At 64.4% G+C, this 8,216-nt stretch carries 7 protein-coding genes; 5 read left to right on the forward strand and 2 right to left on the reverse strand.

Translation table 11 applies throughout. The features are described from left to right. Together AC1DYX_RS24600 and aceE are read right to left on the reverse strand one after the other, a co-directional pair. A partial coding sequence (locus AC1DYX_RS24600; RefSeq protein ID WP_477263750.1) for a biotin/lipoyl-containing protein occupies positions 1–349 on the reverse strand: 349 nt, incomplete at its 3' end. A gap of 125 nt (positions 350–474) precedes the next feature. Next, positions 475–3,171 carry a pyruvate dehydrogenase (acetyl-transferring), homodimeric type gene (gene aceE / locus AC1DYX_RS24605; RefSeq protein ID WP_477263752.1) on the reverse strand — a complete coding sequence of 899 codons (2,697 nt, stop codon included), beginning with the start codon at positions 3,169–3,171 and terminating at the stop codon, positions 475–477. A 424-nt stretch (positions 3,172–3,595) separates the two neighbouring features. On the opposite strand from aceE, the gene folD reads away from it, so the two are divergent. From folD to AC1DYX_RS24630, 5 genes are all read left to right on the forward strand, one after another. Beyond that, positions 3,596–4,450, forward strand: coding sequence for a bifunctional methylenetetrahydrofolate dehydrogenase/methenyltetrahydrofolate cyclohydrolase FolD (folD, locus tag AC1DYX_RS24610; RefSeq protein WP_477263754.1), 855 nt, complete (start codon positions 3,596–3,598; stop codon positions 4,448–4,450). A gap of 71 nt (positions 4,451–4,521) precedes the next feature. Continuing rightward, a complete protein-coding gene (locus AC1DYX_RS24615) occupies positions 4,522–6,636 on the forward strand; it encodes a M3 family metallopeptidase (RefSeq protein WP_477263757.1) in 2,115 nt (704 codons plus the stop codon). Between the two features lie 18 nt (positions 6,637–6,654). Next, a complete protein-coding gene (locus AC1DYX_RS24620) occupies positions 6,655–7,080 on the forward strand; it encodes a DNA polymerase III subunit chi (RefSeq protein WP_477263759.1) in 426 nt (141 codons plus the stop codon). Further along, the gene (locus AC1DYX_RS24625) at positions 7,077–7,466 is read left to right on the forward strand and encodes a hypothetical protein (RefSeq protein WP_477263761.1); all 390 of its coding nucleotides are present in this window, start codon (positions 7,077–7,079) and stop codon (positions 7,464–7,466) included. Before AC1DYX_RS24620 ends, AC1DYX_RS24625 begins: the two co-directional genes overlap by 4 nt. Positions 7,467–7,591: 125 nt before the next feature. After that, the coding region (locus tag AC1DYX_RS24630) for a branched-chain amino acid ABC transporter substrate-binding protein (protein ID WP_477263763.1) at positions 7,592–8,216 on the forward strand (625 nt) is incomplete at its 3' end.

The raw sequence follows: 8,216 nt of genomic DNA on the forward strand, positions 1-8,216 counted from the left end.
CCGGTGCGGCGGCCGGAGCCGGTGCCGGAGCCGGTGCGGCGGCGGGTGCCGGTGCTGCGGCCGGAGCAGGTGCAGCAGCAGCCGGTGCGGCAGCGCCAGCGCCAGCGCCAGCAGCTTCTTCGAGCAGCAGCACGAGCGAACCTTCGCCGACCTTGTCGCCGACCTTGACCTTCARTTCCTKCACGACGCCKGCRTGGSTSGACGGGATYTCCATGCTGGCCTTGTCCGAYTCSACSGTGAYCAGSGACTGGTCGACCTTGATCGTGTCGCCSGGCTTGACCATCAGTTCGATGATTTCGACTTCCTTGAARTCGCCGATRTYGGGGACTTTGACTTCCACAATGCTCATAGTGTGTTAGCTCCGTATTCTTATCGTTAGCTCGTAGGGTGGGCACCCCGTGCCCACCAATTGTTTGCGTCATGCCGGCATTTGGTGGGCACGGATTGCCCACCCTACGCTGCAATGCTAGAGCATTACTGGGTCACGGGATTCGGCTTGTTCGGATCGATGCCATACTTGGCGATCGCATCGGCCACCACCTTCGCGTCGATCTTGCCTTCTTCGGCCAGCGACTTCAGCGCGGCGACCGTGATGTAGTAACGGTTCACCTCGAAGAACTCGCGCAGCTTGGCGCGGCTGTCCGAACGGCCGAAGCCGTCGGTGCCCAGCACTTTATAGGTGCGGCCGCTCGGGACGTAGGCACGGATCTGCTCGGCGAACAGGCGCATGTAGTCGGTCGTCGCGACGATCGGGCCTTCGGAACCCTGCAGCAGCTGGGTCACGTACGGCAGGCGCGGCGCGTCGCCCGGATGCACCAGGTTCCAGCGGTCGGCGTCCTGACCGTCGCGGGCCAGCAGCGTGAACGACGGGCACGACCACACGTCGGCGGCGACGCCCCAGTCGTTCTTCAGCAGCTCGGCGGCGAACACGGACTCGCGCAGGATGGTGYCGGAGCCCATCAGCTGTACGCGCAGCTTGGCGTTCTTCTCGCCTTCCTGCAGCAAGTACATGCCCTTGATGATGCCCTCTTCCTGGCCTTCCTTCAGGCCCGGCTGCTCGTAGTTCTCGTTCATGATGGTGATGTAGTAGAACACATCCTCCTGCTTCTCCACCATGCGGTGCAGGCCGTTCTGGATGATCACCGCCACTTCGTGCGCATACGTCGGGTCGTACGGGACGCAGGTCGGGATGGTCGCCGCGATGATGTGGCTGTGACCATCTTCGTGCTGCAGGCCCTCGCCGTTCAGCGTCGTGCGGCCGGCCGTACCGGCCATCAGGAAGCCGCGGGCGCGGATGTCGCCGGCCAGCCAGGCCAGGTCGCCCACGCGCTGCAGGCCGAACATCGAGTAGTACGTGTAGAACGGGATCATCACGCGGTTGTTCGTCGAGTACGACGTCGCCGCGGCGATCCACGAGCACATGCCGCCCGCCTCGTTGATACCCTCTTGCAGGATCTGGCCGGCCTTGTCTTCGCGGTAGTACATCACCTGGTCCTTGTCGACCGGTTCGTACAGCTGGCCCTGCTGGTTGAAGATGCCGATCTGGCGGAACAGGCCTTCCATGCCGAACGTGCGCGATTCGTCGACGAGGATCGGGACGATGCGCTGGCCCAGGCCCGGGTCCTTCAGCAGCGCGGTCAGCGTACGCACGTAAGCCTGCGTCGTCGAGATCTCGCGGCCGGCCGCGGTCGGGTCGGTGATGGCCTTGAAGTTCGACAGCGGCGGGACCGGCAGCTTCTCGTCGGCCTGCTGGCGGCGTTGCGGCAGGTAGCCGCCCAGGGCCTTGCGGCGCTCGTGCAGGTATTTCATTTCCGGCGCGTCGTCGGCCGGCTTGAAGAACGGGATCTCGGCCAGCTTGTCGTCCGGGATCGGGATGGCGAAGCGGTCGCGCATTTCGCGGATCGCTTCGTCGTCCAGCTTCTTGGTCTGGTGCGCCGTGTTGCGCGCCTCGCCCGACTTGCCCATGCCGAAGCCCTTGACGGTCTTCACGAGCAGCACGGTCGGGGACCCTTTGTTTTCCTGGGCGTTCTTGAAGGCCGCGTAGATCTTGTGCGGGTCATGGCCGCCGCGGGTCAGGCGCCAGATGTCGTCGTCGGTCATGTTCGCGACCATCTTCAGCAGCTCGGGGTGCTTGCCGAAGAAGTGCTTGCGCACGTATGCGCCGTCCTTCGCCTTGTAGTTCTGGTATTCGCCGTCGACGGTTTCCATCATCACGCGCTGCAGGATGCCGTCCTTGTCCTTGGCCAGCAGGGCATCCCAGCCCGGGCCCCAGATGACCTTGACGACATTCCAGCCGGCGCCGCGGAAGTCCGCTTCCAGTTCCTGGATGATCTTGCCGTTGCCGCGCACCGGACCGTCCAGGCGCTGCAGGTTGCAGTTGACGACCATGACCAGGTTGTCGAGCTTTTCGCGCGCGGCCATGCCGATCGCGCCCATCGATTCCGGCTCGTCCATCTCGCCGTCGCCGCAGAAGACCCAGACCTTGCGGTTGTCGGTCTTGGCGATGCCGCGGGCTTCCAGGTACTTCAGGAAGCGTGCCTGGTAGATCGCCATGATCGGGCCCAGGCCCATCGACACGGTCGGGAACTGCCAGAAGTCCGGCATCAGTTTCGGGTGCGGGTACGACGAGAGGCCCTTGCCGTCGACTTCCTGGCGGAAGTTCAGCAGCTGCTCTTCGGTCAGGCGGCCTTCCAGGAAGGCGCGGGCGTAGATGCCCGGCGACGAGTGGCCCTGGATGTACAGCAGATCGCCACCGTGGTCTTCGGTCTCGGCGTGCCAGAAGTGGTTGAAGCCGATGCCCAGCATGTTGGCCAGCGAGGCGAACGACGAGATGTGGCCACCGAGGTCGCCGTCGAAACGGTTGGCCTTGACGACCATCGCCATGGCGTTCCAGCGCATCCACGAACGCAGGCGCTCTTCGTATTCCAGGTTACCGGGGCAGTGCGCTTCCAGGTGGGCCGGAATCGTGTTCACGTAGGCGGTGTTGCTCGAGAACGGGATGTGGGCGCCGCGGCGGCGCGCCAGGTCGACCAGGCGCTCCAGCAGGTAGTGCGCGCGATCGGTACCTTCGAATTCGATAACCGCTTCGAGCGCGTCGAGCCATTCCTTGGTCTCGAGCGTATCCGGGTCGTTGGCGGCTTGTGCCGTCAACTGGTCGAGTTGAGCTGACATTGCTACGTCTCCTTGAGTGTGGTGCCCCACCCGATCCAGATTCGTCACGGACGTTTGGTGGCGAAAAAGACTATCTCTTGAATAAAGCGTGACGATTCTACCAGTGGAATCCTCAATTTTCAAAATATGATATTCAATTTCATAATGCGAAAAGAAACGATGCGGACCGCATGAAATCTGCCCTCCGGCGACCCGCCAGAGATATTGAACACCGAAAACAAGCTTATTGGGAGCTGATGAAAAGCAAATGACATGCCCGGCGCAGGAAAGTAGTCACTTCCCCCTTCCCCGGCCAACGCGCCGCTTAATATGACAATGAATGCACTGAAGTGGCGCGCAATATATGAGAATGCGTGGCCCGCCGCGTCGCAGAGGGGCCTGGCGCGCTTATAATTTCGTTTTTGTCCAGCACACGAGTACCGCCATGCCCGCCCAACTGATCGACGGAGTCAAACTTTCCCAGCAACTGCGCGCCGACATCGCCGTCCGCGCCGCCACCCTCACCGCCGCCGGCCACAAACCCGGCCTGGTCGTGATCATCGTCGGCGACGACCCGGCCAGCCACGTCTACGTGCGCAACAAGGTCAAGGCCTGCGGCGACGTCGGCTTTCATTCGGTGCTCGAAAAATACGAGGCCGACTTCGCCGAGCAGGCGCTGCTCGACCGGATCGCCGCGCTGAACGCGGACCCGTCCATCCACGGCATCCTCGTGCAGATGCCGCTGCCGAAGCACATCGACGCATCGAAAGTCATCGAAGCCATCGCCACCAGCAAGGACGTCGACGGTTACTCGGTGCTGTCGGCCGGCGAACTGATGGCCGGCCTGGAAGGCTTCCGCCCGTGCACGCCGTACGGCTGCATGAAGCTGATCGAGACGACGGGCGTCAACCTGCGCGGCAAGCATGCCGTCGTGATCGGCCGCAGCAACACGGTCGGCAAGCCGATGGCGCTGCTGCTCTTGCAACAGAACGCCACTGTCACCATCTGCCATAGCGGTACGCCGGACCTGGCCTACCACACGCGCCAGGCCGACATCGTCGTCGCTGCCGTCGGCCGCCGCAACACGCTGACGGGCGACATGGTCAAGCCGGGCGCCATCGTGATCGACGTGGGCATCAACCGCAACGATGAAGGCAAGCTGTGCGGCGACGTCGATTTCGACAGCGTCAAGGAAGTGGCGTCCCACATCACCCCGGTTCCGGGCGGCGTGGGCCCGATGACCATCACGATGCTGCTCATGAATACGCTGGAATCGGCCGAGCGCGTCGCGAAGCGCTAAGTTCGTGAATGCCCGAAACGGGCCAGCCCGAGTAAGATGGCGGTGAGATTGAATACACAAGGAAGCGAACCATGACGACCGAAACGACCAATCCCCTCCTCGACTTTACCGGGCTGCCCCGATTCGACCTGATCCGCCCGGAGCACGTGACGCCCGCGATCGAGCAGTTGATCGCGCAGGCGCGCGACGCCGTCAAGCAGGCCGAAGCGCCGGCCGGGGGCGGCGTCACGTGGGACAACTTCGTCGTCCCGCTCGAGGAAGCGACCGAGCGCCTGGGCCGCGCCTGGGGCGTCGTCAACCACCTGAACCACGTGATGGACACGCCCGAGCTGCGTGCCACCTATAACGAGAACCAGCCGAAAACCACCGAGTTCTGGACGGAGCTCGGCCAGAACGAGGCGCTGTTCGACAAGTACAAGCAACTGCACGCGAGCCCGGACTTCGTGAACCTGACGGCGGCCCGCAAGCGCATCGTCGAGAACGCCCTGCGCGACTTCCGCCTCGGCGGCGCCGAACTGCCTCCGAAGCAGAAGGAACGCTTCGCCGAGATCCAGGAAGAGCAGGCGAAGCTGTCCACGCGCTTCTCGGAAAACGTGCTGGACGCGACCAACGACTACAAACTGCTCGTCACCGACGAAGCGGATCTGGCCGGCCTGCCGGACGACGTCAAGTCGGCCGCCCGCGCCGCCGCCGAGCGGGCCGGCACTGCCGGCCAAAGCAAGACGGGCTGGCAGTTCAGCCTGCACTTCCCCTCGTACTTCCCCGTGCTGCAGTTCGCCGACAAGCGCGCGCTGCGCGAACAGATCTACCGCGCCAACGCGACCAAGGCGTCCGAGATGGGCGCCGTGTTCTCCGAACTGGAGAAGTGGGACAACACGGGTAATATCGCCCAGTTGCTGAAACTGCGCGATGAAGAGGCGAAGCTGCTCGACTTCCAGAGCTTCGCCCACGTCTCGCTGGAACCGAAGATGGCCGAGACGCCGGAACACGTCATCGAGTTCCTGGAAGACCTGGCGCGCCGCGCCCGTCCGTACGCCGAAAAGGACCTGGAAGAGCTGCGCGCGTTCGCCAAAGATGAACTGGGCATCGCCGACATGCAGGCCTGGGACGTGGCCTATGCATCGGAAAAACTGCGCGAGAAGCGCTATGCGTTCTCCGCGCAGGAAGTGAAACAGTACTTCCCGGAGCCGAAGGTCGTGGCCGGCCTGTTCGGCCTGATCTCGAAACTGTTCGACGTGACCATCGCGCCGGACGATGCGCCCGTATGGCATCCGGACGTGCGCTTCTACCGCATCGAAAGGAACGGTCACTCAGGTTCCCAACTTGTCGGGCAGTTCTACCTCGACCTGTATGCACGGCCGGGCAAGGGCCAGGGCGCGTGGATGGACGACGCGCGCGGCCGTCGCCTGACGACGGGCGGCATCGTGCAGACGCCGATCGCCTACCTGACCTGCAACTTCACGCCGCCGGCGGAAGTGGATGGCCAGCTGCAGCCGTCGCTGTTCACGCACGATGAAGTGACCACGCTGTTCCACGAATTCGGCCACGGCCTGCACCACATGCTGACGGAAGTGGACGAGCTGTCCGTATCGGGCATCTCGGGCGTCGAATGGGATGCCGTCGAGCTGCCGTCGCAGTTCATGGAAAACTTCTGCTGGGAGTGGGACGTCCTGCAAGGCATGACGGCGCACGTGAAGACGGGCGAACCGCTGCCGCGCGAACTGTACGACAAGATGCTCGCGGCGAAGAACTTCCAGTCCGGCATGCAGACGCTGCGCCAGGTCGAGTTCTCGCTGATCGACATGCACCTGCACTACGACTTCGACCCGAACAGCCAGCAGACCGTGCAGGCACTCGTCGACGACGTGCGCAACAGGTTCGCCGTGCTGATCCCGCCGTCGTTCAACCGCTTCCAGCATTCGTTCGGCCACATCTTTGCCGGCGGCTATGCGGCCGGCTATTACAGCTACAAGTGGGCCGAGGTGCTGTCGGCGGACGCGTACGCCGCGTTCGAAGAAGCCGTCGAAGCGGGCGGTGGCGAACTGCTCGACGAGACGGGTAAACGCTTCCACCGCGAGATCCTGTCCGTGGGCGGTTCGCGCCCGGCGCTCGAATCGTTCAAGGCCTTCCGCGGCCGCGAACCGAAGATCGACGCGCTGCTGCGCCACAGCGGCATGCAGTCCTGACGCGCATTCCGATCGACCATGACCCGGATCGACTTCCACACCAACATCCCGGACAAGCTCGGCTACGCCTGCCGCCTCGCGCGCAAGGCGTACGCGGCGCGCGCGAAGCTTGTCCTGCTGGCCGACAGTCCGGCCCAGGCGGAAGCGCTGAACGAGGCGCTGTGGACGCTGTCCGGGACGGACTTCATCCCGCACGTGATGGCCGGCGATCCCCTCGCGCCGGAGACCCCGGTGATCGTCACGTTCGACGAGCATGCCGAGCTGCCGCACCGCGACATGCTCGTGAACCTGACGCGCCGCACGCCGGCCGGCTTCGACCAGTTCGCGCGCGTGTTCGAGATCATTTCGACGGACGAGGAAGACGCCGCCGCCGGCCGCGCGCGCTACGTCGCCTACAAGAAGCAGTCCTATCCCTTGACCCATTTCGTGGCGGGGCAATCATGAGCGACCTTCCCTTCAACGACGAAAGCATTCCGGTCCTGACGGAAGTCGTGGCCGAGACGGCGCCCGCGCCGGCCGGACCGGAAACCGCCACTTCAGGCGCCGTGCCCGCGCCAGCGCGGCCCGCGCCAGCGCGGGCCCCCCGCGAACTCGACGACGACGCCTGGCGCGCGCTCGAGGAACGCCTCGTCGCACGCGTGCTCGACCGCCTGCAGGACCGCGTCGAGCTGGTGCTGGAAGACCAGGTCCGGTCCAGCATGGCCCCCGTGCTCGACCACGTCGTGACGCGGCTGGCGACGGAATTGCGCGACGGCCTGCAGCTGACCGTCGAGCAGGTCGTCGCGCGCGCCGTCGCACAGGAACTGGCGCATCTGCGCACGCGCAGCTGACGCCGGTGCCGCACTACAATCGTACATCCCCAGCCAACGCTTTGCGCGGACGGCAAATTGCGGTAACTTTGCCATGCGCCATATTGCGTGCATACAAAGCCGCCCGATTCCATCCTGGAGAGAACATGCAGGTCACCACCAAACTCATCCCCTTCGCCATCGCCCTCGCATTCGCCGGCACGGCCAGTGCGCAGCAAGTCGTCAAGATCGGCCACGTGGCGCCGATCTCCGGTCCCAGCGCCCACCTCGGCAAGGACAACGAGAACGCCGCGCGCATGGCGATCGACGAATTGAATGCCAAGGGCTTTACCGTCAACGACCAGAAGGTCACGCTGCAGCTCGTGTCCGAAGACGACGGCGCCGATCCCAAGCAGGGCACGGCCGTCGCGCAGAAGCTCGTCGACGCCAAGGTCAACGGCGTCATCGGCCACCTGAATTCCGGCACGACGGTGCCCGCGTCGAAGATCTACAACGATGCCGGCATCGTGCAGATCTCGCCCGCCACGACGGCGCCCGTCTACACGCGCCAGCACTTCCCGGGCGCGTTCCGCGTCGTCGCCAGCGACGCCAAGCTGGGCAGCACGCTGAGCAAGTACGCGACCGATACGCTGAAGGCGAAGAACATTGCCATCATCGACGACCGCACGACGTATGGCCAGGGCGTCGCCGACGAGTTCGCGAAGGGTCTGAAAAAGCCGGGCATCAAGGTCGTCGGCCGCGAATTCACGAGCGCCACCGCCACCGACTACA

The sequence above is a fragment of the Massilia sp. P2_C2 genome (genome assembly GCF_056404615.1).